General features: G+C 63.8%; 24 protein-coding genes. 15 read left to right on the top strand and 9 right to left on the bottom strand.

The window, feature by feature from the left end; all coding sequences use genetic code 11:
• Positions 1-52 precede the first annotated feature (52 nt).
• From alaS to ACM6UT_RS08335, 3 genes are all read left to right on the top strand, one after another.
• Positions 53-2716, top strand: a complete 2664-nt coding sequence (alaS, locus tag ACM6UT_RS08345) for an alanine--tRNA ligase (protein ID WP_416796883.1) — start codon at positions 53-55, stop codon at positions 2714-2716.
• Between the two features lie 86 nt (positions 2717-2802).
• Positions 2803-3675 (top strand): GGDEF domain-containing protein, encoded by an 873-nt coding sequence (locus tag ACM6UT_RS08340; RefSeq protein WP_416796882.1) that lies wholly within the window; start codon positions 2803-2805, stop codon positions 3673-3675.
• Positions 3668-4042: a GGDEF domain-containing protein gene (locus ACM6UT_RS08335; protein WP_416796881.1), complete on the top strand. Its 375-nt coding sequence runs from the start codon at positions 3668-3670 to the stop codon at positions 4040-4042. The genes ACM6UT_RS08340 and ACM6UT_RS08335 overlap by 8 nt, the downstream gene beginning before the upstream one ends.
• A 32-nt stretch (positions 4043-4074) precedes the next feature.
• On the opposite strand, the gene ACM6UT_RS08330 is transcribed toward ACM6UT_RS08335, so the two are convergent.
• Together ACM6UT_RS08330 and ACM6UT_RS08325 are read right to left on the bottom strand one after the other, a co-directional pair.
• The gene (locus ACM6UT_RS08330) at positions 4075-4698 is read right to left on the bottom strand and encodes a glutathione S-transferase family protein (protein ID WP_416796880.1); all 624 of its coding nucleotides are present in this window, start codon (positions 4696-4698) and stop codon (positions 4075-4077) included.
• Positions 4699-4824: 126 nt separating this feature from the next.
• The gene (locus tag ACM6UT_RS08325) at positions 4825-6039 is read right to left on the bottom strand and encodes an NADP-dependent isocitrate dehydrogenase (RefSeq protein ID WP_416796879.1); all 1215 of its coding nucleotides are present in this window, start codon (positions 6037-6039) and stop codon (positions 4825-4827) included.
• 229 nt (positions 6040-6268) lie between these two features.
• Between ACM6UT_RS08325 and ACM6UT_RS08320 the strand changes: the two genes are divergently transcribed.
• From ACM6UT_RS08320 to ACM6UT_RS08290, 7 genes are all read left to right on the top strand, one after another.
• The gene (locus ACM6UT_RS08320) at positions 6269-6796 is read left to right on the top strand and encodes a hypothetical protein (protein ID WP_416796878.1); all 528 of its coding nucleotides are present in this window, start codon (positions 6269-6271) and stop codon (positions 6794-6796) included.
• A gap of 21 nt (positions 6797-6817) precedes the next feature.
• Positions 6818-7348: a hypothetical protein gene (locus ACM6UT_RS08315; RefSeq protein WP_416796877.1), complete on the top strand. Its 531-nt coding sequence runs from the start codon at positions 6818-6820 to the stop codon at positions 7346-7348.
• A complete protein-coding gene (locus tag ACM6UT_RS08310; protein WP_416796876.1) occupies positions 7345-7908 on the top strand; it encodes a hypothetical protein in 564 nt (187 codons plus the stop codon). Before ACM6UT_RS08315 ends, ACM6UT_RS08310 begins: the two co-directional genes overlap by 4 nt.
• A 67-nt stretch (positions 7909-7975) precedes the next feature.
• A complete protein-coding gene (locus tag ACM6UT_RS08305) occupies positions 7976-8800 on the top strand; it encodes an RNA methyltransferase (RefSeq protein WP_416796875.1) in 825 nt (274 codons plus the stop codon).
• Positions 8781-9584: a glutamate racemase gene (murI, locus tag ACM6UT_RS08300; protein ID WP_416796874.1), complete on the top strand. Its 804-nt coding sequence runs from the start codon at positions 8781-8783 to the stop codon at positions 9582-9584. The genes ACM6UT_RS08305 and murI overlap by 20 nt, the downstream gene beginning before the upstream one ends.
• A gap of 145 nt (positions 9585-9729) precedes the next feature.
• A complete protein-coding gene (locus ACM6UT_RS08295) occupies positions 9730-11022 on the top strand; it encodes a hemolysin family protein (protein WP_416796873.1) in 1293 nt (430 codons plus the stop codon).
• Between the two features lie 125 nt (positions 11023-11147).
• On the top strand, positions 11148-12674 hold the full coding sequence (locus tag ACM6UT_RS08290; protein WP_416796872.1) for a helicase HerA domain-containing protein: 1527 nt from the start codon (positions 11148-11150) through the stop codon (positions 12672-12674).
• 38 nt (positions 12675-12712) lie between these two features.
• On the opposite strand, the gene pepT is transcribed toward ACM6UT_RS08290, so the two are convergent.
• Positions 12713-13954, bottom strand: coding sequence for a peptidase T (gene pepT / locus ACM6UT_RS08285; RefSeq protein ID WP_416796871.1), 1242 nt, complete (start codon positions 13952-13954; stop codon positions 12713-12715).
• A gap of 128 nt (positions 13955-14082) precedes the next feature.
• Entirely contained in the window at positions 14083-15069 is a 987-nt protein-coding gene (locus tag ACM6UT_RS08280) for a TerC family protein (RefSeq protein WP_416796870.1), read from the bottom strand.
• Positions 15070-15496: 427 nt separating this feature from the next.
• Between ACM6UT_RS08280 and rpsD the strand changes: the two genes are divergently transcribed.
• From rpsD to ACM6UT_RS08260, 4 genes are all read left to right on the top strand, one after another.
• On the top strand, positions 15497-16114 hold the full coding sequence (gene rpsD, locus ACM6UT_RS08275) for a 30S ribosomal protein S4 (RefSeq protein WP_114361602.1): 618 nt from the start codon (positions 15497-15499) through the stop codon (positions 16112-16114).
• Between the two features lie 67 nt (positions 16115-16181).
• Entirely contained in the window at positions 16182-17108 is a 927-nt protein-coding gene (locus tag ACM6UT_RS08270; RefSeq protein WP_416796869.1) for a glutaminase, read from the top strand.
• A 61-nt stretch (positions 17109-17169) separates the two neighbouring features.
• Positions 17170-18057 carry a tRNA 2-thiocytidine(32) synthetase TtcA gene (gene ttcA / locus ACM6UT_RS08265; RefSeq protein ID WP_416796868.1) on the top strand — a complete coding sequence of 296 codons (888 nt, stop codon included), beginning with the start codon at positions 17170-17172 and terminating at the stop codon, positions 18055-18057.
• Between the two features lie 2 nt (positions 18058-18059).
• The gene (locus ACM6UT_RS08260) at positions 18060-18881 is read left to right on the top strand and encodes an inositol monophosphatase family protein (RefSeq protein WP_416796867.1); all 822 of its coding nucleotides are present in this window, start codon (positions 18060-18062) and stop codon (positions 18879-18881) included.
• Positions 18882-18914: 33 nt separating this feature from the next.
• Here ACM6UT_RS08260 and ACM6UT_RS08255 read toward each other — a convergent pair whose 3' ends face one another.
• Both ACM6UT_RS08255 and grxD read right to left on the bottom strand, forming a co-directional pair.
• Complete coding sequence (locus tag ACM6UT_RS08255; protein ID WP_416797081.1) at positions 18915-20120, bottom strand: multidrug effflux MFS transporter; 1206 nt, start codon at positions 20118-20120, stop codon at positions 18915-18917.
• 145 nt (positions 20121-20265) lie between these two features.
• Positions 20266-20601, bottom strand: coding sequence for a Grx4 family monothiol glutaredoxin (gene grxD, locus ACM6UT_RS08250; RefSeq protein WP_416796866.1), 336 nt, complete (start codon positions 20599-20601; stop codon positions 20266-20268).
• Between grxD and ACM6UT_RS08245 the strand changes: the two genes are divergently transcribed.
• Positions 20591-20827 carry a hypothetical protein gene (locus ACM6UT_RS08245; protein ID WP_416796865.1) on the top strand — a complete coding sequence of 79 codons (237 nt, stop codon included), beginning with the start codon at positions 20591-20593 and terminating at the stop codon, positions 20825-20827. The genes grxD and ACM6UT_RS08245 overlap by 11 nt on opposite strands.
• A 100-nt stretch (positions 20828-20927) precedes the next feature.
• On the opposite strand, the gene ACM6UT_RS08240 is transcribed toward ACM6UT_RS08245, so the two are convergent.
• The 3 genes from ACM6UT_RS08240 to ACM6UT_RS08230 form a co-directional block, all read right to left on the bottom strand.
• The gene (locus ACM6UT_RS08240; RefSeq protein WP_112685033.1) at positions 20928-21161 is read right to left on the bottom strand and encodes a BolA/IbaG family iron-sulfur metabolism protein; all 234 of its coding nucleotides are present in this window, start codon (positions 21159-21161) and stop codon (positions 20928-20930) included.
• Between the two features lie 28 nt (positions 21162-21189).
• Positions 21190-23412, bottom strand: a complete 2223-nt coding sequence (purL, locus tag ACM6UT_RS08235) for a phosphoribosylformylglycinamidine synthase subunit PurL (protein ID WP_416796864.1) — start codon at positions 23410-23412, stop codon at positions 21190-21192.
• A 107-nt stretch (positions 23413-23519) separates the two neighbouring features.
• Positions 23520-24938: an aminotransferase-like domain-containing protein gene (locus ACM6UT_RS08230; RefSeq protein WP_416796863.1), complete on the bottom strand. Its 1419-nt coding sequence runs from the start codon at positions 24936-24938 to the stop codon at positions 23520-23522.
• Positions 24939-24953: the final 15 nt, after the last annotated feature.

Genomic DNA, 24953 nt, shown 5'->3' with positions numbered 1-24953 from the left:
GCCTTTGGTTTTTAGGCTTTGGCCGGCATCCGGCAGCAATGAAGGGCGTGACATGAGCGGCGTAAATGACATCCGGTCGACTTTTCTCGATTACTTCAAGGCGAATGGCCATGAAGTCGTGTCGTCGAGCCCGCTCGTGCCGCAGAACGACCCGACGCTGATGTTCACCAATGCCGGCATGGTGCAGTTCAAGAATGTCTTCACCGGCCTCGAGCAACGTCCCTACAAGAAGGCGGCGACCGCGCAGAAGTGCGTGCGCGCCGGCGGCAAGCACAACGATCTCGACAATGTCGGCTATACCGCGCGTCACCACACGTTCTTCGAGATGCTCGGCAACTTCTCCTTCGGCGACTACTTCAAGGAGCGGGCGATCGAGCTTGCCTGGAACCTGATCACCAAGGAATTCGGGCTTGCGAAGGATCGTCTCTGCGTCACCGTCTACCATACCGACGACGAGGCGTTCGGCCTTTGGAAGAAGATCGCCGGCCTTGCCGACGAGAAGATCATCCGCATCCCGACCAGCGACAATTTCTGGGCGATGGGCGATACCGGCCCCTGCGGCCCGTGCTCGGAAATCTTCTACGATCACGGCGAGCATATCTGGGGCGGCCCGCCCGGCTCGCCGGAGGAGGACGGTGACCGCTTCATCGAGATCTGGAACCTCGTCTTCATGCAGTACGAGCAGATCACCAAGGAGGAGCGCGTCAACCTCCCGCGCCCGTCGATCGACACCGGCATGGGCCTCGAGCGCATCGCGGCCGTCCTGCAGGGCCAGCACGACAACTACGACATCGACCTCTTCCGGGCGCTGATCGAGGCTTCCGTCGAGCTGACCGGGGTCAAGGCCGAGGGTGAGCGTCGTGCCAGCCACCGCGTCATCGCCGACCACCTGCGTTCGTCCGCCTTTCTGATCGCAGACGGCGTGCTGCCCTCGAACGAGGGCCGCGGCTACGTGCTCCGTCGCATCATGCGCCGCGCCATGCGCCATGCGGAGCTTCTCGGTGCCCGCGAACCGGTTATCTACAAGCTTCTGCCGGTGCTCGTGCAGCAGATGGGCCGCGCCTATCCGGAACTCGCGCGCGCCGAAGCGCTCATCTCCGAAACGCTGAAGCTCGAGGAAACCCGCTTCCGCAAGACGCTGGAGCGCGGACTAAGCCTGCTGTCGGAGGCCACGGCCGATCTTTCGAAGGGCGACAGCCTTGACGGCGAAACGGCCTTCAAGCTCTACGATACCTACGGCTTCCCGCTCGACCTCACGCAGGACGCGCTGCGCAACCGTGGCATCGGCGTCGACCTCACCGGTTTCAACGACGCGATGCAGCGGCAGAAGGCGGAAGCGCGCGCCCATTGGGCCGGCTCCGGCGACAAGGCGACCGAGGCCGTATGGTTCGAACTCAAGGAGAAGTTCGGTGCGACCGAATTCCTTGGTTACTCCTCCGAAAGCGCGGAGGCCGAGGTGCAGGCGATCGTCAAGGATGGCGCGGTCGTCGACAGCGCCTCTGAGGGCGACACCGTGCAGGTGGTCGTCAACCAGACCCCGTTCTACGGCGAATCGGGTGGCCAGGTCGGCGACACCGGCGTGATCGCCGGCGACAATGTCAAACTCGCGGTTTCCGAGACTCAGAAGAAGGGCGAGGGCCTCTTCGTCCACACGGCGACGGTAACCGAAGGCACACTGCGCGCGGGCGATGCCGTGGTGATGACCGTCGATCATGCCCGTCGCTCGCGACTGCGCGCAAACCATTCGGCGACCCATCTCATCCACGAGGCACTGCGCGAGATTCTCGGCACCCATGTCGCCCAGAAGGGTTCGCTCGTCGCGCCGGAACGCCTGCGTTTCGACGTCTCGCATCCGAAGCCGATGTCGGCGGAGGAGCTGAAGGTCGTCGAGGCGATGGCGAACGAGATCGTCACCCAGAATACGCCGGTGACCACCCGCCTGATGAGCGTCGACGACGCGATCGCCGAAGGAGCAATGGCCCTGTTCGGCGAGAAGTACGGTGAAGAGGTGCGCGTCGTGTCGATGGGTACGGCCATTCATGGCCCGAAGGCCGGCAAGCCCTATTCGGTCGAGCTTTGCGGCGGCACGCACGTCTCGGCGACCGGTGAGATCGGTCTCGTCCGCATTCTGTCGGAAAGCGCCGTCGGCGCCGGCGTGCGGCGTATCGAGGCGGTGACCGGCGAAGCAGCGCGCGCCTATCTCTCCGAGCAGGACGAGCGTGTGAAGCAGGTCGCGACGGCGCTGAAGGTTCAGCCGGCGGAAGTGGTCACGCGCGTCGAGCAGCTCGTCGAGGAGCGCCGCAAGCTGGAGCGCGAACTTGCCGAGGTCAAGCGCAAGCTTGCCATGGGCGGCGGCGGCCAGGCGGCTGCCGACGAGGGAGCCCGCGAGGTCGGCGGCGTGAAGTTCCTTGGCCGCGTGCTCAAGGGCGTCGAAGCGAAAGACCTGAAGGGCCTCGTCGACGAGAGCAAGGCAGGCCTCGGTTCCGGCGTCGTGACGCTGATTGCCGTCTCCGAGGACGGCAAGGCGAGCGTCGTCGTCGGCGTTACCGATGACCTCACCGGCCGCTACAGCGCGGTTGAACTCGTGCGCCTCGCCTCTGCAGCCGTCGGCGGCAAGGGCGGCGGCGGCCGGGCGGATATGGCCCAGGCCGGTGGCCCGGACGGCGAGAAGGCGGACGCGGCGATCGCCGCCGTCGAAAAGGCGCTCGCCGCCTAGGACGGCGACGCGGCGAGCGGATCGGGCGGCATTCTCGAAATCTTCATGCTTGCCGTCTAATGCGGTCGTGACGATTTGAGGATGCCATGGCCAGTCTCTTTCACGTTCCGACATTGATGGCCTGCCTGCTCGCCGTCTGGGCGGTCTTCGCCATTCTTCTGTCGATGGCGTGGTATCAGGAGCGGCATCGTCCGGAGCTGGCGATCTGGAGCGTCGGCTTCTGGTTCGGCGCTTTCGGCGCCCTGCTCCTGTCGATGCGGACCGTTCTGCCGGAGGCGATGACGATCGGGTTCGGAAACAGCCTGCTCCTCCTGGCGATGGGGCTTGCCTGGCTGGGGTTCCGCGCCTTCGATGGCTTGTCGCTGAAATACTGGGTGCCGCTTGTTCCGACTGCCATCTGGATCGGAGCATTCCTTTTCTGGCCGGGTTTCCGCGACGATGTAAATGCCCGGATAGCACTGGCTTCCGTGCTGATCGTCGTCCTCAGCCTGATGTTCGTGCGCAGCATGTGGCAGGGCGAGGCGATCGAGCCGCTCCCCTCGCGCAAGCTGGTGATGGGCACGATGGCCATTCACGCCTCGATCAACGCCGTGCGACTGCCGCTGGTCATCATGGCGCCGGTGTCGGAGCAGGGTGGGGTCGCCCTTTCCGTCTGGCACGGCGCGTTCATGTTCGAAATCGTCGTCAGCACGCTCTTCTGCGGCATGGCGTTCTTTTCGCTCGGTCGCGAGCGGGTGACGGCGGAGTATAAGCGCGCCTCCCAGATCGACGGCCTGACCGGCATCTTCAACCGGCGCGCCTTCAGCGACCATGTCGAAGCCTATCGCTACCGTGGCGTCGAAGGCGCGATTGCGCTTCTCGACCTCGACCATTTCAAGCGCATCAACGACACCCTTGGTCACGGCGCCGGCGACAAGGTGCTTTGCCTTCGTGGCCATGGTGAGGGACATCTTGCCTGATGACATCATCTTCGGCCGGTTGGGCGGCGAGGAGTTTGCCCTCTACCTGCCGGGCCGCGAGCCCGGCGAGGCCTATGCCATCTGTGACCGCCTCCGGCGCGCGGTCGCGAGCCTTCCGGTCGACTGGAACGGACGTCGCCTCCGTCTGACCGTGAGCATCGGTCTATGCGGCGATGTGCCGGCCGGTGTCGATCTCGGCACGGTTCTCGGTTTCGCCGACCGGGCGCTTTATGCCGCCAAGCGCAACGGCCGCAACCAGATCGCCTTCGCAGACGGCGCAGAAGGCCTCGGCCAGTTCCTCATGCATGTCGTGCCGGAGGAGGCCTGTCAGCCGGGCGCCGCACTCCACCGGCAACACGCGCCCTGAACGATCCGCGGATCAAGCGCGTCGTGCAGGGATCAGGTCCCCTGCATTTCCCGGGTTGCCGCCTCGTCGAGTGCTGCGGCGCGGCCGGCGGCGGGCCGGCTCCCGACACGCGCCAGATAGCTCTCGAAGGCAGGGCGCTTCTCGATCGATCCGGTGTGCAGGCCCCAGCCGATATGCGATCCGACGTAGACGTCGGCTGCCGTGAAGCGGTCGCCGGTGACGTAGGCCGTCCGCGATACGGCATATTCGAGCGTGTCCATGACGTCTTCGTAGGATCCGTAGCCGATCATACGCTGCCTGTCGGGGGGGACCTCGAAGCCGAGCGCGCGGTTGGAGGTTGCCGCCTCCAGCGGGCCAGCCGCGAAGAACAGCCAGCGATAGTAGCTGCCGCGGTCGCTTGCCGGCGGTGCGAGTCCCGCTTCCGGGAAGGCGTCGGCGAGATAGGCGCAGATCGCGGCGCATTCGGTGACGACCGTGTCGCCGTGGCGGATTGACGGCACCTTGCCCATCGGGTTGACGGCCCGGTATTCGGACGACTTCATCGGCGCGCCGAAGGGCACGATCTCGGTACGGTAGGGCTGTCCGGTCTCCTCCAGCATCCAGCGGACGATCCGCCCGCGCGACATCGGATTGGTGTAGAAGGTCAGTTCCGTCATGCGTAATCCTCCTTCAGCTGCCATTCGGGGTTTCGCGTGGATGGAAGTTGAACGCTGCAACGCAGGCGGACGCAACAAAAAACCCGGCACGAGGCCGGGTTTTCGTCATTCTCGGATGCCGATGGCTCAGGCGGCCATCGCCTTCTTCAGGTTCTCGTCGACCTTGTCGAGGAAGGCCGTCGTGGAGAGCCACGGCTGATCCGGACCGATGAGCAGCGCCAGGTCCTTGGTCATGAAGCCGCTTTCGACGGTGTCGACACAGACCTTTTCGAGCGTCGTCGCGAACTTGGCCAGTTCGGCGTTGTCGTCGAGCTTGGCGCGGTGTGCGAGGCCGCGGGTCCAGGCGAAGATCGAAGCGATCGAGTTGGTCGAGGTTTCCTGACCCTTCTGATGCTGGCGGTAGTGACGGGTCACCGTGCCGTGCGCGGCTTCGGCTTCCACCGTCTTGCCGTCGGGGGTGAGCAGCACCGAAGTCATCAGGCCAAGCGAGCCGAAGCCCTGGGCAACGGTGTCGGACTGGACGTCGCCGTCATAATTCTTGCAGGCCCAGACGTAGCCGCCGGACCACTTCAGAGCCGAGGCGACCATGTCATCGATCAGGCGGTGCTCATAGGTGATGCCGGCTTCGTCGAACTGCGCCTTGAACTCGTTTTCGTAGACTTCCTGGAAGATGTCCTTGAAGCGGCCGTCATAGGCCTTGAGAATGGTGTTCTTGGTCGACAGATAGACCGGCCACTTGCGCATCAGGCCATACATCATCGAGGCGCGGGCGAATTCGCGGATCGACTCGTCGAGGTTGTACATCGCCATCGCGACGCCGGCGCCGGGCGCCTGGTAGACTTCCTTTTCGATCACCTGGCCGTCTTCGCCGACGAACTTGATGGTCAGCGTGCCCTTGCCGGGGAACTTGAAATCGGTCGCCTTGTACTGGTCGCCGAAGGCGTGACGGCCGACGACGATCGGCTTGGTCCAGCCGGGAACGAGGCGCGGAACGTTCTTGCAGATGATCGGCTCGCGGAAGATCACGCCGCCGAGGATGTTGCGGATGGTGCCGTTCGGGCTCTTCCACATTTCCTTGAGGCCGAATTCCTTCACGCGGGCTTCGTCCGGGGTGATCGTGGCGCACTTGATGCCGACGCCGTGCTTCTTGATGGCGTTGGCGGCGTCGACGGTTACCTGGTCGTTGGTCGCATCGCGGTTCTCGACGGAGAGGTCGTAATATTCGATCGGCAGATCGAGGTAGGGCAGGATCAGCTTTTCCTTGATGAACTGCCAGATGATGCGGGTCATCTCGTCGCCGTCGAGATCGACGACCGGGTTTGCAACCTTGATCTTCTTCATGAATGCCTCTTGAGCGCTGCGGATCGAAATCCTGAGGGTGGTTAAAGCGAAAATCCGGAGCGCTATAGCATTGCACGCTCGTCAGGCAAAGGCGCGGGCCTGCGAATATGGGGGTTTTTATCACCAAAGTTGGACGCACATATCCCGCAATTTGGACCGCCCCGCCGATTGCCGTTTATCGCCCCGGAGATAGAGTGCCCGGACCTTTCATTTTGCCGGAACACCTTCGATGACAACGCCGAGATTGTCTTTCCTGCTTGCCTTGCTGGCAGTACCCGCTGTTGCATTGGCAGCCGATCCCACCGCGCCGGTCAAGACTGTCATCGAGATTGCCGCAGGCAACTGGTCGGAGACCAGTCCGACTGCAAACGATGTCTTCGACAACCGGCGTCTCGACCAGCTCTTCAGCGCTGATTTTGCGAAAACCTATCGCGAGGCGTCGAAACACCCTGCCTACGATCCGCCGGAAGGTGAGACGACCGGCAGTCCGTTCGACTATGACCCGATCGCCGGGGGACAGGAGGGCTGTGCCTTCGAGAACATCCGCATCGAGGACGACGGCGACGGTCAGGTGACGGCGCTTTTCAACAACCGCAAGTGTCTCGGCGACGATCCGCTCTACAAGGAGGACACAGTGCTGATCTTCCACGTGGTCGATGAGCAGGGACGCGCGGTGATCGACGACATGTACCGCGTCGAGGACGGCCAGTCCGGCCGGTCGCTGAAGGACGAACTCAGGGAAATTGTCGGCCGGTGACGGCTGGCCGGGGGAACGGAAATGAAGAAGGTCATTGCTGCGACCTGGATGTCGTTGCTTGCAGGCGGGGCGCTCGCTGCCGACCCCGCCGAGCCGATCAAGGTGCTGATGGACGCCGCGGCCGCCAACGCCGCCGTCGAGCCGGGGCCGGACGCGGTCTATACCGACTATTTCGCACCGGGGATGCTGCTCATGTATTTCAGCGACGGCTTCGTCCGCGATTTCACTGCCGCGTTGCTCAAGCAGAGGGAAGGGCACAGTCAGGTCCTCATCGACTGGGACCCGGTTATCGGCGGTCAGGACGGTTGCGCGCCGAAGGACGTCACCTACGGCAAGCCGGAGGCGAAGGGCGGTGTCACCGAGGTGCTCGTCAGTTTCAAGCGCAGCTGGTGCTACGACGGCGATACGGAGACCAAGGAGGAGGTCACCCAGGTGACCTATCGGCTGCTCCAGGAGATCGATGAGAGTGGCGAAAAGCAGTTCGTGATCGACGACATCCATTTCGCGAATGACGTGCCGCTGCGCATTTCACTCCAGGAGCTGCCGAAGTGACGAAGGCCGTCGTTTTTTCTGTGGCATTCCTCGTCGCGAGCGCAGGCGCTGCCTTCGCAAACGAACCGCAGGACCCGGTCGCAGCACTGATGGCCGTCGCGGACGGCATCGAGGGCAACAGCGAGGCGAGCGACTATTTCGACGAGGTCCTGCTGACGTCCATCTACAGCGAGAGCTTCGCCCAGGTCTATCGCATGGCGGCGCTGGGCGACCAGTTGCTCGACATGGGCGGCGAAATGACCGGCCAGGACGAAGTCATCGTCAGCCAGGACCCTTGCGAAATGAAGGACCTGAAAATCGTTCCTCGGCCGGCAAAGGACAAGGTCACGCCGGTCGAGGTCTTTTTCGACGTTTCCTCCTGCTGGAGGCACGATCCGCATCTCGACCGTCCGTCGCTGCTCGTCCACGTCATTTCGGAGAATGGCCGCTACGTCATCGACAATTTCTGGAACGGCGATTACGACGGTGGCCGGTTTGAGACCTCGGTCAAGGCGAAGTTCGCGGCGCTTGCCAAGCGGTATGTCGACGACATGCTGACGAGCCGTTTCTCGCCCGAATAGCTACGGTCTTTGCCGCCGCCCGATTTTGTGCCAAGGGAGACGCCGAATTCCTTTGGAAGGGTAGGTCATGGCAGGCACCAACAGCGAGCGCGAACTTCTGGCAGAAGGTCCGGCGATTATTCTCGTCGAGCCGCAACTCGGCGAGAACATCGGCATGGTGGCGCGCGCGATGGCGAATTTCGGCCTCTCCGAACTGCGCCTCGTCAAGCCGCGTGACGGCTGGCCGAGCGAGAAGGCGCGTTCGGCGGCATCGAAGGCTGACCACGTGATCGACGCGACGCGGGTTTTTGAAACGCTGGAAGAGGCGATCGCCGACCTGAACTTCGTCTATGCAACGACGGCGCGCGAGCGCTACGGATTCAAGCCGGTGCGCTCTCCCGTCGTCGCGGCCGAGACACTCCGGCAAAAATTCGTCGCCGGCGAGAGAACCGGCATCCTCTTCGGGCGCGAGCGCTTCGGCCTGAGCAACGAGGAAGTGGCGCTCGCCGACGAGATCGTGACTTTCCCGGTCAATCCCGCCTTCGCGTCGCTCAATATCGCGCAGGCCGTGCTGCTGATGTCCTATGAGTGGATGAAGTCCGGCATGGAGGACCTGACCGTCACCGCCTTCCAGCCGGTCGAGCAGCGCCCGGCGACGAAGGAGGAGGTCCAGGGCCTGTTCGAGCATATCGAGGAGGCGCTGGATGCCCGCGGCTACTTCCGTCCCCCCGCAAAAAAGCCGAAAATGGTCGACAACCTCCGCGCCGTCCTCTCGCGCCGCGCCTTCACCGCACAGGAAATCAGCGTGTTCCGCGGGGTGATCTCATCCCTCGACCGGTTCTCCCGCCTGAAACCACGCGGGAGTGCAGGGCCGGTCAATCAGGCAGGCGAAGATGGCGGCGATGACGCGTGAACTGAAGCCCGTACTCATATTCGATTCCGGCATCGGCGGACTGACGGTGCTGCGGGAGGCGCGGGTGCTGATGCCCGAGCGCGGCTTCATCTACGTCGCCGACGATGCGGGCTTCCCGTATGGCGGATGGGACGAGGAGCCGTTGAAGGCGCGCATCCTCGATCTTTTCTCCGATCTGCTCGGCACCTATGATCCGGAGGCGGTGATCATCGCCTGCAACACTGCCTTTACGCTCGCGGGCGCCGATCTTCGCGCCCGCTTTCCCGAAATGCGCTTCGTCGGCACGGTGCCGGCGATCAAGCCGGCGGCGGAGCGCACCCGCTCCGGGCTCGTTTCGGTTCTCGCGACGCCGGGGACAGTCAAGCGCGCCTATACCCGTGACCTGATCCAGTCCTTCGCCGGCCAGTGCCACGTCCGTCTCGTCGGCTCGCAGAACCTTGCCGGCATGGCGGAAGCCTATATCCGCGGCGAATCAATCTCGGACGACCTCGTGCTCGACGAGATCATGCCGTGCTTCGTCGAGATGGACGGCCGGCGCACTGACATCGTCGTCCTCGCCTGCACGCACTATCCGTTCCTCGCAAACATCTTCCGCCGTCTGGCGCCCTGGCCCGTAGACTGGCTGGATCCGGCGGAGGCGATCGCCCGACAAGCGCGGCGTCTGGTGCCGCCGGCGCTCGATGCGGAGCATCCGGAACAGTACGATTTCGCGGTGTTCACCTCCGGTAATCCCGATTTTTCCACCCGGCGTCTCATGCAGGGCTTTGGTCTCAGGACCTGCTGAGGGAAATTTCCCGCCTGCGCCGCACTTGCTCTTCTTCGGAAACGGTCAATTTTCCTACGGTATTTTGAAAAGCGTCTTCAATGTATGCTAGTGGTTCGCTGATGCGCCCTCGCGGCGCGTCGATCAACGGAGCTCTCGAACTGCCTTGGCCATAGAAATCATCATCGTGATTTTGCTCACCGTCCTGAACGGCGTCCTCGCAATGTCGGAAATGGCGGTTGTCTCCTCCCGCTCCGCGCGGCTCAAGGTGCTCTCCGAACAAGGCAATCACGGCGCGACCGTCGCCATCCGGCTCTCCGAGGAGCCCGGCCGCTTCCTGTCGACGGTGCAGATCGGAATCACGCTGGTCGGGGTGCTGTCCGGTGCCTTTTCGGGTGCTACCCTCGGCAACCGGCTCGCGGGCTGGCTCTTGTCGCAGGGCGTGTCGCCGGCTCTTTCGGACGCCATCGGTGTCGGCTCGGTCGTCGTCCTCATCACCTATCTGTCGCTGATCATCGGCGAACTCGTGCCGAAGCAGATCGCCCTTCATAATCCCGAGATGATGGCTGCGCGGGTTGCTCGCCCGATGCTGGTGCTTTCCAAGGTCTCGGCGCCGCTCGTCTGGCTGCTCGACAATTCCGGCCGGCTGGTCCTGAGCCTGCTCGGCCAGAAGGAGATGGCCGCGGGCACGGTGACTGACGAGGAGATCAAGTCGGTTCTCGCCGAGGCCCAGAGCGCCGGTGTCATCGAAACCGAGGAATCGGCGATGATCTCCGGTGTCATGCGCCTGGCCGACCGGACCGCGCGCGGGCTGATGACGCCGCGTCGCGACGTCGAGGTCCTCGATCTCGAAGACAGCATCGGAGAGATCCGTGAGCATCTTCGCCACACCCAGCATTCGCGCCTGCCGGTGCGTGATGGCACCTCGGACGAAATCATCGGCGTTCTCTTCGTCAAGGATTTCTACAACGCCGTCGTCGCTGAAGGCGAGGATTTCGACCTGCGGTCGATCGTCACCGAAGTGCCGATCGTCTCCGATTTTTCGAGTGCGATCGACATCATCGAAGCGATGCGCAAGGCGCCGCCCCATATGGTGCTGGTCTATGACGAGAACGGCCATTTCGAAGGTATCATCACCTCCGGCGACATCCTCGAGGCGATCATGGGCGCCTTCCTGGAGGACGAGACGGAGGAGCGCGCGATCGTCAAGCGCGACGACGGTTCCTTCCTCGTCTCCGGCTGGATGCCGATCGACGAATTCGTCGATCATGTGCGCGTCCGCGTGGAGGAGGACCCGGACTATACGACCGTTGCCGGTTTCGTCATCGACGTGCTGAAGCACATTCCCGAGCTCGGCGAGAGCTTCATCGCCGACGGCTGGCGCTTCGAGGTGATCGACCTTGACGGCCGGCGCATCGACAAGCTGCTCGTCTCCCCGGCGGAGCAGGGCGAGATCTGACCGCTCATTCCCTGTGGGTTTCCGCAATTGAAATGGCGAAATGCGCCGACGTCTTTGATAGGTAGGCGGGACGCGTGTCGGGCCGGAAAGGCCGGGCTTGTGATTCGAAACGAGAGGTAGGCAAGTTGCAGGTCGGGATCGACATGGGGACGGTGGCTGGCGGCCAGCCGGCCAAGCTCGATATCGAGGAGCTGCTCGCCACCCGTCTGTTGGTGCAGGGCAATTCCGGTTCCGGCAAGTCTCATCTCCTCCGGCGCCTGCTCGAACAGTCGGCACAGTGGGTGCAGCAGGTCGTCATCGATCCGGAAGGCGATTTCGTCACGCTCTCGGACAAATACGGCCATCTCGTCGTCGACGGCGAGCGCACCGAAGCCGAGCTTGCCGGCATCGCCGACCGTATCCGCCGCCATCGCGTTTCCTGCGTTCTGACGCTGGAGGGGCTCGAAATCGAGCAGCAGATGCGGGCGGCCGCGGCCTTCCTCAACGGCATGTTCGATGCTGACCGCGAGTTCTGGTATCCGGTGCTGGTGGTCGTCGACGAGGCGCAGATGTTTGCGCCCTCCATGGGCGGCGACGTCTCGGAGGATGCGCGGCGCATGTCGCTCGGCGCCATGACCAACCTGATGTGCCGCGGGCGCAAGCGCGGCCTTGCCGGGGTGATCGCCACCCAGCGCCTTGCGAAGCTCGCGAAGAACGTCGCGGCCGAGGCCTCGAACTTCCTGATGGGGCGCACCTTCCTAGACATCGACATGGCACGCGCCGCCGACCTGCTCGGCATGGATCGCCGGCAGGCGGAGATGTTCCGCGACCTGAAGCGCGGAAACTTCGTCGCCCTCGGCCCGGCGATGTCGCGCCGGCCGCTGCCGATCGTCATCGGAGCGGTCGAAACCTCGGCGCGTTCATCGAGCCCCAAGCTGATGCCGCTGCCGGAGGCGCCGCAGGACGTCGAGGACCTGATCTTCACGCCGGACCCGGAGGAACTTGCCCGCCCGATCGTTCGCCGCGCGCCGCCGCAGCCGCGTCCGACGACGGATATCCTGGCCGAGCTGTCGCGCGCGGCACCGGCTGCCTCGACGCCGGTCGCGGCCGAGACCCGCCCCGGCGCCCTGGAGATGTCGCCCGAGGAGCGGGAGGAGCGTTTGTCTGCCGTGCTCGCCGAGATCCTCGACGATCCGCAGGCGGCGTATCGCACCGATTCCGTCCTCTATCAGGAATTCCTCGTTCGCGCCCGGATGCGCCGGATCGGCGGCCCGCCGATGGCGATGGGCGAATTCCGCAGGCGTGTGGCGGTGGTGCGCTCGGGCGTCGACGAGGAGACGGCGGCGTCGGACGCCTGGAAGACGGCGCTTTCGCTTGCCGAGGGTGTTTCCGAAGACCTGCAGGGCGTCTTCCTGATGATGGCGAAGGCGGCGATCCGCAAGGAAGCCTGTCCCTCGGACCTCCGGATCGCGCGGGCCTACGGCACCCATTCGGCGCGGCGCGCCCGAAGGCTTCTCGGCTATTTCGAGGAGCAGGGGCTCGTCGTCGTTCACACAGATTTTTCCGGCAAGCGCATCGTCGCCTTTCCGGACATCGAGGCGGAAACTGCGCCCGGAAGCGCCGACGCAGCGGACGACCAGCCGGCGCCGACGGATCATTTCGCGGCGGAATAGATCCGTTTTCGTCTTCCGGCTTGAGAGCTTGCGGGCCGTCAGGCCCGCTCTTCCCAGACCTTCACCAGTTCCACGATCGTCTTTACCGCCGTTTCCATATCTTGCACGCTGACCCACTCGAGCGGCGAGTGGTAGGCGTGGCCGCCGGTATAGATGTTGGGGCAGGGCAGGCCCATGAAGGAGAGGCGCGAGCCGTCGGTGCCGCCGCGGATGCTGGTGACCTTTGGCTCGAGTCCGGCTCGGCGGGTCGCTTCCAGCAGGTTCTCCATCACTTCCGGATGGCGGTCGAGGACGATCTTCATGTTGCGGTACTGTTCCTTGACCGTGAAGGTGAAGGTCGAGCCCGGATAGCTCGCCATGACATCCTCGGTGATCGCCTTCAGAAGTGCCTCCTTTTCGGCGAGGCCCTTTTCTTCGAAGTCGCGGATGATGAAGCCGAGTTCCGCGCCCTCCATCGAGGCGCTGACGCCGACCGGATGGATGAAACCCTGCCGGTCCTCCGTCGTCTCCGGCGCCTGGTCCTTCGGCAGGCGGCCGATGATGTCGGCGGCGATCTTGATGGCGTTCTCCATCTTGCCCTTGGCGGTGCCGGGATGGATCGCGACGCCCTTGATCGTGATGGTCACGCCGTCGGCGGAGAAGGTCTCGTTCTCGATCTCGCCGACGGTCGAGCCGTCCATCGTGTAGCCGAACTTCGCGCCGAGCTTTTCCAAGTCCACCTTGTCGGCTCCGCGGCCGATCTCCTCGTCGGTGGTGAAGAGGATCTTGACCGGCCCGTGCGGTATCTCGGGATTGCGGACGAGGAACTGCGCCGCGGACATGATTTCGGCCACACCCGCCTTGTCGTCGGCGCCGAGCAGGGTCGTGCCGTCGGTGGTGACGATGTCATGGCCGATCTGGTCCTTCAAATCCGGGTGCTCCGAAACGCGGATGACCCGGCTCGTGTCGCCGATAAGGCGGACGTCGCCGCCCTGGTAATTCTTCACGATCTGTGGCTTGACGCCGGTGCCGGAAAAATCCGGGGCTGTATCCATATGTGAGCAGAAGCAGATCGCCGGCACATCCTTGTCCGTATTGGCCGGGATCGTCGCATAGACATTGCCGTGCTTGTCGAGATGGGCGTCGTCGAGCCCAAGCGCCTTCAGCTCGCGCTCCAGAAGGCGGCCGAGATTCTTCTGTTTTTCCGTCGACGGCTGCGCCTGCGAGGTCGGATCGGACTGTGTGTCGATCACGACGTAGCGGAGAAGGCGGTCGAGAACGGTGTCATGGGGAAGGGACATGGCGGGTATCCGATTCTGGCTGAAAATCACGGCGACCTTAGCGCGCCGGTCACGCGGCGGGAATGCCGGTTTCGGGAAAAGAAAACCGCGCCGGCAGGTTCCGGCGCGGGGGGATTGAAGGGAGGCGCCTACTCGGCGGGCTTTGCTGCCGGCTTGCCGCGGGTTGCCCATAGCGAGCCGATAATGCCGGCGGTGAGGATCGCGACGGTGACACCCAGCGAAACCAGCGGCGGGACTTTGGCAAGGCCCAGCATGTCGGCGACGAAGATCTTCGAGCCGATGAAGATGAGCACCACCGACAGCGCATATTTGAGATAGGCGAAGCGGTGGATGAGGGCGGCGAGCGCAAAGTAGAGCGCCCGCAGGCCGAGGATTGCGAAGATGTTCGACGTGTAGACGATGAACGGATCGGTGGTGATCGCGAAGATCGCCGGGATCGAATCGACGGCGAAGACGAGGTCGGCGAACTCGATCAGGATCAACGCCAGCATCAGAGGCGTCAGATAAGTCTTCAGCCTGCCCGTCTTCGGGTCGGCTTCGCGGGCGAAGAATTTCTCGCCATGCAGCCGGTCGGTGAGCGGCAGGTGCTTGCGCAGCAGTTTCAGGACCGGGTTGTTCTCCACGTCATAGGGCTCGCTGCTCGAAAACAGCATCTTGATGCCCGTGATAATGAGGAAAGCGGCGAAGAGGTAGAGAACCCAGCCATAGTTCTCAACGACGGCCGCGCCGGCGGCGATCATCATCCCGCGCAGCACAATCACGCCGAGAATGCCGTAGAGCAGGACGCGGTGCTGGTATTCGCGCGGGATGGAGAAGTAGCCGAAGATCATGGCGATGACGAAAATATTGTCCATCGCCAGGCTTTTTTCGATCACGAAGCCGGTCAGGTATTCTACGCTTGCCTGCTGGCCGAACTGGCTCCAGACAAAGCCGGAGAAGAGAACGCCGAGCGTCATGTAGATGCCGGACATCAGCAGGCTCTCCCTGATGCCGATCTCGTGGCTCTTTTTGTGAAGAACGCCGAGGTCGAGGGCGAGCAGAGCGATAACGGCGGAAATGAAGGCGAGCCACATCCAGACGGCGGCGCCCTGGAAATCAACCCATAGGAAATCCATGACATAGTCCATGCCGGATCAGGTTGATTGGAAGAGCACCGACATCACGGTCGATCCGGCGATACACGTCAGAGGGGCCCGGTGCCGACGACGGAGGTGGTAAGCCGGCCGGAGCTGTTCAAGAGGCGGGCGAGAGAAAATCCATGGCTGCGTGCCGAACGATGCCGTGATATGCTGACAAAAGCGGCCCGAGCAAACCCGGACGGGCTCACACGCTGCTTGTTGACAATTCCGCGACTTGCCCCTAAAGACAGCGCCAGCACCGGGTGGCGACGCCCGGTGTTTCATTTGACATGTCCCGTGGCTGCTCCGTTGCTGACGTGAGCCGCCTGTCAGGAGAAGCCGGAAGGCAATCCAGAGGAGGGCGTGTTTCCTAACAGGGCGGGGCCGGAAGGCGCCGCATAAGAAGACGTCGAAAGGAAATACGATGAGCAAGCGCGCATCATCCAAGTACAAAATTGACCGCCGCATGGGCGAGAACATCTGGGGCCGTCCGAAGTCCCCGGTCAACCGCCGCGAATACGGCCCGGGCCAGCACGGCCAGCGCCGCAAGGGCAAGCTCTCCGACTTCGGCGTGCAGCTGCGTGCTAAGCAGAAGCTGAAGGGCTACTACGGCGACATCCGCGAGAAGCAGTTCCGCGCGATCTACGAAGAAGCCAACCGCCGCAAGGGCGACACCGGTGAAAACCTGATCGGCCTGCTCGAATCGCGCCTCGACGCCATCGTCTATCGCGCCAAGTTCGTGCCGACCGTCTGGGCTGCCCGCCAGTTCGTCAACCACGGCCACGTCACCGTCAACGGCGTTCGCGTCAACATCGGTTCCTACCGTTGCAAGGCCGGCGACGTCATCGAAGTTCGCCAGAAGTCCAAGCAGCTGGTTACGGTTCTGGAATCGGTCCAGCTCGCCGAGCGTGACGTTCCGGACTACATCGAAGTCGACCACAACAAGATGGTTGCGACGTTTGCTCGCGTTCCGACGCTCTCCGACGTTCCGTACCCGGTCGTCATGGAACCGCAGCTGGTCGTCGAATTCTATTCGCGCTAATTGCGTGCTATCCGGAATTCAGAAAAGCCGTCCCTCGGGGCGGCTTTTTTGTTAGGAGGACTGTCTCATGGATATTCAGGCACTTCTCGACGGGATTGTCGCAGAGCTCGCGGAACGACGGGGCGAGGGCAAGGTAGCGGACTATATCCCTCAGCTTGCCAAGGTGGACCCGAACCAGTTCGGGATCGCGGTGACCACGGTCGACGGCAAGGTTTACGAGGCCGGCGATGCCGCGGTGCCTTTCTCCATCCAGAGCATTTCCAAGGTGTTCATGCTTACGCTGGCGCTCGGCAAGGTCGGCGAGGCGCTCTGGCGCCGGGTCGGTCGCGAGCCGTCGGGCACGGCCTTCAACTCCATCGTCCAGCTCGAGCATGAGCAGGGTATTCCTCGCAATCCTTTCATCAATGCCGGTGCCATCGTCATCTGCGACCTCGTTCTTGCCGGCTACAAGCCGAAGGAGGCGATCGGCGAATTCCTGCGCTTCGTGCGCTCGCTCGCCGACGACGACACGATCACGATCGACAAGGCGGTGGCACAGTCGGAAACGGCGACGGGCTACCGCAACTACGCGCTCGCGAACTTCATGCGTTCTTTCAATAACCTCCAGCATGATGTTGATCATGTTCTCGGAGTTTACTTTCACCAGTGCGCACTTGCGATGACCTGCCGACAGTTGTCCCGGGCGGGGCTCTTTCTTGCAGCGCGCGGTGCTGACCCGATCGGCGGCTATTCCGTGGTGTCGGAAAAGCGGGCGCGGCGTATCAATGCGCTGATGCTCACCTGCGGCCACTATGACGGTTCGGGCGATTTCGCCTTCCATGTCGGCCTGCCGGGCAAGAGCGGGGTCGGCGGCGGCATCATGGCGATCGCGCCGGGCAAGGCCTCGATCGCCGTCTGGTCGCCGGGCCTGAACAAGGTCGGAAACTCAGCACTCGGCACCGTCGCGCTCGAAATGCTCGCCTCCCGCACCGGCTGGTCGGTGTTCGGGGCTTGATCTTCGCGCGCCGAGCAGGCATTGCCAGTGCGAGCCATCCCGGCCGTCCCGGAGCCAGACGATGACACTTTCGACGCCCGCCGAGCAATTCGAAGCCGATGCCGGCGATGATGGGGAGATCGCGGACGCGGTGTCCGCCCATCCGGTCTTTGCCGACGCCCCGCGCTCGGTCGGCTTCAACAAGCTGCGCAAGCGGCTGATCCGCCAGGTCCGGCAGGCGATCACCGATTTCGACATGCTGAAGGGGCAGAAGCGCTGGCTGGTCGGGCTTTCCGGCGGCAAGGACAGCTACGGGCTGCTGGCGCTGCTCCTCGACCTCAAATGGCGGGGCCTGCTGCCGGTCGATCTCGTCGCTTGCAATCTCGACCAGGGGCAGCCGAACTTTCCCAAGCACGTGCTGCCGGACTATCTCGCGTCGATCGGCGTTCCGCACCGGATCGAATACCGCGACACCTATTCGGTGGTGACGGAGAAGGTGCCGCAGGGCGCCACCTATTGTTCGCTCTGTTCCCGGCTCCGGCGCGGCAATCTCTACCGGATCGCCCGTGAGGAGGGATGCGAGGCTCTGGTGCTCGGCCATCACCGCGAGGACATTCTCGAGACCTTCTTCATGAACTTCTTCCACGGCGGCCGGTTGTCGGCCATGCCGGCGAAGCTCGTGAACGACGAGGGAGACCTCATGGTCCTGCGTCCGCTCGCCTATGCGGCGGAGGAGGACCTCGCGCGGTTCGCCGTCGCCATGCAGTTTCCGATCATCCCCTGCGATCTCTGCGGCTCCCAGGACGGGCTGCAGCGCAACGCGATGAAGGAGATGCTCGCCGGCATCGAAGCGAAGATGCCGGGCCGCAAGGACGCCATGCTGCGGGCGCTCGCCCATGTCGATCCGTCGCATCTGCTCGATCCGAAGCTCTTCGACTTCTCCTCCCTCTCGCCCACAAAGGACGAATGACCATGGCCGATCTCGACATCGCTGCGCTCGCCAACGTGCTTCAGGAGGCGGCGTATGCCGAGATCCTGCCCCGTTTCCGCAATCTCGGAGACGGCGACATCCGGATGAAGACCGAGGCGATCGATCTCGTCACCGAGGCCGACGAGGCGGCGGAGCGGATGATCCGCGACCGAGTCGCAGAACTGCTTCCCGACGCCCTCTTCGTTGGTGAAGAGTCGGTCGCCGCCGATCCGGCCCTTCTCGACAAGATCGCCGATGCCGATCTCGCTGTCGTCGTCGACCCGATCGACGGCACTTTCAACTTCGCCGCCGGCCTGCCGCTGTTCGGCGTGATGTTGAGCGTCGTCTCCGAGGGCGAAACCGTTGCGAGCATCATCTACGACCCGATCGGCAACGACTGGGCGATCGCGGAAAAGGGATCGGGGGCCTGGCTCTGCCGCCCCGACGGCACGCAGGAGCGGATGGTCATGCGGCCGTCGCAGCCGCTCTCACAGATGATCGGGATCGCCAATACGGGCTTCTTCGAGATCGAGACCCGCCGAAAGCTGCTCTCCAATCTGGCGGACGTACGTCTCTTCACCAGCTATCGCTGCGCGGCTCACGAATACCGCCTGCTCGCCCAGGGGCACATGGATTTCGCCATGTACAACAAGCTGATGCCCTGGGACCATCTGGCCGGCACGCTGATTGCGCAAGAGGCAGGCGCCCATGCCGCCCGCTTCGACGGTTCGCCCTATCTTCCACACCACACGGCCGGCGGCTTGTTGATCGCCAATGACGAGGAGAGCTGGCGGGAGCTGATGGCGAAGGTCTTCACCGTCTGAAAGAAAAGCCCGGTCAGACCGGGCTTTTTCTTGTCAGCGCGGGGCGTTGTGCGGCCGGAACAACTGTCCCTTCTCGGCGATCAGCACGAAGACGAGACCGATCAGCGACACAGTGAAATAACCGGCCACCATCGGCAATGCCGTTCCGTCATAGGCCTGGCCGATTGCCGCGCCGATCAGCGAACCGCCGACGGTCCCCATGAAGCCGAGCACCGAGGAAGCGGTGCCTGCCACATGGCCGAGCGGTTCCATGGCCAGCGAGTTGAAGTTCGAGCCGATCCAGCCGAACTGGAACATCGCCAGAGCGAAGAGCACGAAGAACAGCGGGAAGGGCATCGGCTGAGGTCCGAAGACCTGCACCAGCAGCCATACGAAAGTGATGGAGATGAAGCCGACCAGCGAGGCGTGCGAGAGTCGCCGCATGCCGAAGCGTCCGACGAGGCGCGAGTTCACGAAGGACGACAGCGCCATGAAGGTCGCGACGCCGGCGAAGGCGACCGGGAACCAGGTGCCGAGATGATAGATCCCGACATAAATCTGCTGGGCCGAATTTATGAAGCCGAACAGCGCGCCGAAGATGAAGGTGCTCGCCAGCGTGTAGCAGAGCGCCACCCGATCGGTGAGGACGATGCGGAAGCCCCCTAGGATCGAGCGCACGGTGAACGGCCGAACGTCCGCCGGTGACAGTGTTTCCGGCAGGCGGACATACATCCAGCAGCCGACGAGCGTTGCTACCACCGCCATGAAGACGAAGATCAGGTGCCAGTGGCCGAGCAGCATGATGACCTGGCCGGTGCCGGGAGCGACGACCGGGATCACCATGAAGACCATCATGATGAGCGACATGACCTCCGCCATCTGGCGGCCGCCGTAGACATCGCGGACGACGGAGATGGTGATGACACGCATGGCGGCCGAGCCGAGACCCTGGATGAAGCGGAGTACGAGCAGCGCGCCGAAGCTCGGCACCAGCGTGACGGCGAGGGAGGAGAGAACGTAAACGCCGAGGCCGGACAGCATCGGCTTGCGACGGCCGAAGCGGTCAGCCACCGGGCCGTAGAAAAGCTGCGCGATGCCGAAGCCGATCAGGTAGGCCGAGACGACATACTGGCGGTGGTTCTCGTTGGTGACGTTGAGGGCGCTGCCGATCTGTTGCAGCCCCGGCAGCATGATGTCGATCGCCAGCGCGTTCAGCGCCATCAGGAACGCCATCAGCGCGATGAATTCCGGCCGTCCCATACCCTTGAGCAGGGAAGGACGCGATTCCAGTGGTTTGTTCATCGAATCCATTCCTGGAAAACAGCGAGAAGGCGCCGTGGGAGGCGGCGCCTTAGCAAATTGAACGCGTCATGGATGTCCGCGGCGGACGCCGCGGATCGGGATATCAGGCGGCGCCGCGGGCGCTGATGCCCTGTCCGGCGAGATGCTTCTGCAGTTCGCCAGACTGGAACATTTCACGGACGATGTCGCAGCCGCCGATGAATTCGCCCTTGATGTAGAGCTGCGGAATCGTCGGCCAGTTGGAATACTCCTTGATGCCCTGGCGGATCTCGTCATCGGCGAGCACGTTGATGCCCTTGTAGTCGACCCCGACATAATCGAGGATCTGCACCACCTGACCGGAAAAGCCGCACTGCGGGAACTGCGGAGTGCCTTTCATGAAGAGAACCACGTCGTTGCTCTTCACTTCGTTGTCGATGAGTTCGTTGATGCCGCTCATGGCAAAATCCTTTCACATGCGGTTCAAGTGCCGCTGCTTCGTCTTTCGCTTAGATAACATGGCGAGCCGAGATTTCCAGCCGCCAATTGAAAAAAGCCAGAAACAGGCGAAGGGTGTGTCCTATCGGCTTCGGCGGTTGATCCGGCGAGCCGCGCGCGCCGTCTTGCCGGCGCTGCGCGTGATGCTCTTCTGCCGCGAGGCGGACGACGTCCGGTGGGTGACATGAGAGCGCCGTCGGCGCCTCGTGAGCCCCGAGACGATGCTCCTGATCAGTGCCGCGATGAATTCGCCGAGGACGCCCTTCACGGTCGTGACTTTCCGTTGAGCTATTCCGGAACCGAGGTCTGCAAGGCGAGCGCATGCAGCACGCCGCCCATATTGCCCTTCAGCGCGTCATAGACCATCTGGTGCTGCTGCACGCGCGTCTTGCCGCGGAATGCCTCCGCGACGACCTCTGCAGCATAGTGATCGCCGTCTCCGGCCAGGTCACGGATCACGACGCGGGCCCCGGGGATGCCAGCCTTGATGAGATCTTCGATGTCGCCGGGTTTCATAGCCATGATCGGTACTCCTTCCTTGCGGGCGGCCTTAGGCCAGTTCTCCGCTCATGAAGTCAGGGAACCACGATTCATGTGCCGAGCGCAATTGCTCAATTGCCACCGGGCGAGCCTGTCCCAGCTTAACCGTCGAACCGCCGGTCCGCCCGATCCACGGGCAGAAGACGCCCGCCGCTTCGGCGCGGACGAGCACCGCATCGACGTTCTCTTCCTTGACCGTCACGACATAGCGGCCCTGGTCTTCACCGAAGAAAACCGGGATCGGATCAGCGCCCTCGAGCGCGTTGATGCTGGCGCCGATTCCCGAGGCCATCGCCATTTCGGCGACCGCGAGAGCAAGGCCGCCGGACGAGCAGTCGTGGACGGCCGTCGCCAGCCCGTCCTCGATAAGGCCGCGAACGAAGTCGCCCGCCTTCTTCTCCTCGATGAGGTCGACATGCGGGGCAGGGCCGTCGGTGCGACCGTGAACATCGCGCAGGTAGACTGACTGGCCGAGATGCGTGCCCCAGCCCGAAGGTGCGCCGGCGAGCAGGATCGCTTCGCCCTGGGCGGCAAAGCGGATGCGGGCCATCTTGGACCAGTCGTTGAGCAGACCGACGCCGCCGATCGTGGGGGTCGGCAGGATCGCCTGGCCGTTGGTCTCGTTGTAGAGCGAGACGTTGCCCGAGACGATCGGGAAGTCGAGGGCCTTACAGGCTTCGCCGATGCCTTTGATCGCGAAGACGAACTGGCCCATGATTTCCGGACGCTCGGGATTGCCGAAATTGAGGTTGTCGGTCGCAGCGAGCGGCAGGGCGCCGGTCGCGGTGATGTTGCGCCAGCACTCGGCCACCGCCTGCTTGCCGCCCTCGAACGGGTCGGCCTCGACATAGCGCGGCGTCACGTCGGAGGAGAAGGCGAGGGCCTTGGTCGGATGGGTGTCGACGCGCACTACGCCGGCGTCGCCGCCCGGAAGCTGCAGCGAGTTGCCCTGGATCAGCGTGTCGTACTGCTCGTAGACCCAGCGGCGCGAGCAATTGTTCGGTGATCCGACGAGCTTCAGGAGGGCGTCGGCAACGTCCGCCTGCGGAATGTCGTTCTCCGCGAGCGGGGCCGGCGCCTTCGGCTCGACCCACGGGCGGTCGTATTCCGGAGCCTCGTCGCCGAGTTCCTTGATCGGCAGGTTCGCCACTTCCTCGCCCTGGTGCAGGACGCGGAAGCGCAGGTCGTCGGTCGTCTTGCCGACGATCGCGAAGTCGAGGCCCCACTTGTGGAAGATCGCCTCGGCCTGCTGCTCCTTTTCCGGGCTGAGGACCATGAGCATGCGCTCCTGGCTTTCCGACAGCATCATCTCGTAGGCGGTCATGCGCTCTTCGCGGACCGGCACCTTGTCGAGGTCGAGCTCGATGCCGAGGTCGCCCTTGGCGCCCATCTCGACGGCCGAGCAGGTCAGGCCGGCGGCGCCCATGTCCTGGATCGCAATGACCGCACCAGTCTGCATGAGTTCGAGGCAGGCCTCGAGCAGGCACTTCTCGGTGAAGGGGTCGCCGACCTGAACGGTCGGGCGCTTTTCCTCGATCGATTCATCGAATTCGGCGGACGCCATGGTCGCGCCGCCGACACCGTCGCGGCCGGTCTTGGCGCCGAGATAGACGACCGGCAGGCCGACGCCCTTGGCCTGCGAAAGGAAGATTGCGTTCGACTTAGCAAGTCCCGCGGCGAAGGCGTTGACGAGAATGTTGCCGTTGTAGCGGGCGTCGAACTCGACTTCGCCACCGACTGTCGGCACCCCGAAGGAATTGCCGTAGCCGCCGACGCCGGCAACCACGCCGGCGACGAGATGGCGGGTCTTCGGATGATCCGGCGCGCCGAAGCGCAGCGCGTTCATTGCCGCTACCGGGCGGGCGCCCATGGTGAAGACGTCGCGCAGGATGCCGCCGACGCCGGTCGCAGCGCCCTGGTAGGGCTCGATGAAAGAGGGGTGGTTGTGGCTTTCCATCTTGAAGACGACGCAATCGCCGTCGTCGATGTCGACGACGCCGGCGTTCTCACCGGGACCCTGCAGCACGCGCGGTCCCTTGGTCGGCAGTGTCTTCAACCACTTCTTGGAGGATTTGTAGGAGCAGTGCTCGTTCCACATGGCGGAGAAGATGCCGAGCTCGGTGAACGTCGGCTCGCGTCCGATCAGCTCCAGAATCCGGTCGTATTCCTCAGGCTTGAGACCGTGGGCGGCGACGAGTTCAGGCGTGATCGGAATGGCGTTCGGAATGGTCATGATCTTCTCTGGATCGTTGGGACGGCGGCTTCGGACTGCCTATAGCCCATGCGCGGCCAAACCGCGATAGGGAAATTGCCCGTTTTTCGACGTGATCCGGAGGAGATTCAGGAATCGGTTTCGTAGGCTGCCGGGCCGCCGTCGAGCAGTCGGCGCAGCGTGTGCAGACCGGCAAGCATGGCTTCCCGCTCGCGGCCTTCGCTGAAACCCACGCGGACGTGGTGGTAGACACGGGAGGAGCGGCCGGCCTTGAACTCGTCCTCGTCGTCGATCAGCACGCCCTCGTTGAGCGCCGCCTGCTTGAAGGTTCCTGAAAGCCAAGGCTCCGGCAATTGTAGCCAGAAGAACGGAATGCACGGATGAGAGCGCAACACGTGGCCCGCGAAGATGTCGCGCACGTGACGTTCGCGGATGCCGATCTCCTCGACGACACGCTGGCGGATATCGTCGGCCGCGCCCGAAAGCACGAGCTGTGCATTCAGCTCGGCGAGGACGAAGGGCAGCCCGCCGGAGGTCATCTTCTGGGTGACCCGCAGGCGTTGCGAGAAATGGTCGGGGGCCGCGACCCACGCGCCGCGAACCCCGGCAGCGACCGCTTTCGACAGCCCTCCGACGAGAAAGGTCCGGTCGGGTGCGATTTCCGCAAGCAACGGAATGCGGTCCTGTATCAGGGCGCCATAGATGTAGTCTTCGATCAGGAAGACGTTGTACTTGCGGGCGATTTCGGCGATCTGCCGCCTCCGTTCCTCGGGCAGGGAGCTAAGGGTTGGATTCTGTCCCGAGCTGATGATGAAGGCGAGCTTCGGGTGCTCGCGTGCGCAGACCCTTTCGAAGTCGTCCGGCAGGATGCCGTCCCTGTCGGAATCGACGAGACAGACCTGGCGGCCGATCAGGGTCGCGCTGCGCGACACCTGCGAATAGGTCAGATGCTCGCAGAGCAAACGGTCGCCGGGGCTGGTAACCGCCGCGATGATGGCGACGACGGCGGCATGAACACCGAGATGGGGCGTGATTGTCTCTGCGTCGGGTGCCCAGTCGCCGCTGGCCAGCCACCGGCGACCCGCCTCCAGCCAGTGCGGGGCGAGCGTGCGGGTGTAGCTCGCAAGCTCACCCGGATAATCGCGGGCGATATCCTGCATCAGCTGTGCGATGAAGGCCGCTTGCCCGACGTCGACGGCGGCCGTGGTGTCGAAGCGCAATTTTCCGGCCGGTGCCGTTAGCGGTCTCGTCCCGCCGAAACGGGCGACGACGGGATCCCCGGCCGGTGCGGGCGCTTCCCGCTGCGTCTCGAGCACGTAGGTGCCCCGTCCGACTTCGCCGGACACCAGGCCGCGCTCGCGCAGCAGGTTGTAGGCCCTGGAGATCGTCCCGATCGTGACACCCATGTCGTAGGCGATATCCCGCTGCGGCGGCAGTTTCGCGCCGTGGGAGAGGCGTCCGCGCTTGATGTCGCGTTCGGTCGCGTCGGCGATGCGGACATAGAGGGGGCCTTCGGTCGAGGCGATGTCTGGAAGCCAATTTGTCATGGTGACATTTTCGTA

Origin of the sequence: Ciceribacter azotifigens (assembly GCF_048159625.1) — a bacterium.
Classification (GTDB): domain Bacteria; phylum Pseudomonadota; class Alphaproteobacteria; order Rhizobiales; family Rhizobiaceae; genus Allorhizobium; species Allorhizobium azotifigens.
Note: the sequence above shows the minus strand (reverse complement) of the source record. Positions and strands in the feature narration are given on the sequence as shown.